The sequence below is a fragment of the Mesorhizobium sp. M2E.F.Ca.ET.219.01.1.1 genome, assembly GCF_004016445.2.
Classification (GTDB): domain Bacteria; phylum Pseudomonadota; class Alphaproteobacteria; order Rhizobiales; family Rhizobiaceae; genus Mesorhizobium.
Genome location: NZ_SADT02000233.1, coordinates 1 through 294, shown reverse-complemented (window position 1 = coordinate 294; position 294 = coordinate 1). Strand labels below are relative to the sequence as shown.

Below are 294 nucleotides of genomic sequence, written 5' to 3'. Positions count from 1 at the left end.
ATCTGCAAACACCGCCCGTGCGAGCATGAGCGCGGGCTTTGGCGCGTCGGAAGAAGAGTAGGGGACGTTACGCGCTTTGCGGGTGGCGTGCTTCTTCAAGAGCGCCGGCCAGGGCCTCGCGCACTCTTTCCTCGCTGACGCCCAACGTCTCCTCGATCCAGCTAGGGGTCGAAATGGGTGGCTCGAGAAAGCGAACGTGCTCATTGACCGGACCGTGCAAGTAGGAAAGGTTCGAGCCGAAAATGAGCACGCATGGGGTGTTCAACGCCGCGGCGGCGTGCGACATGCCGCCAT

General features: G+C 62.6%; 1 pseudogene. It reads right to left on the bottom strand.

Annotated elements, in window-relative coordinates:
• Positions 1-67: 67 nt before the first annotated feature.
• Positions 68-294: pseudogene (locus tag EN862_RS35645) on the bottom strand (lipopolysaccharide heptosyltransferase II); the annotation flags it as partial.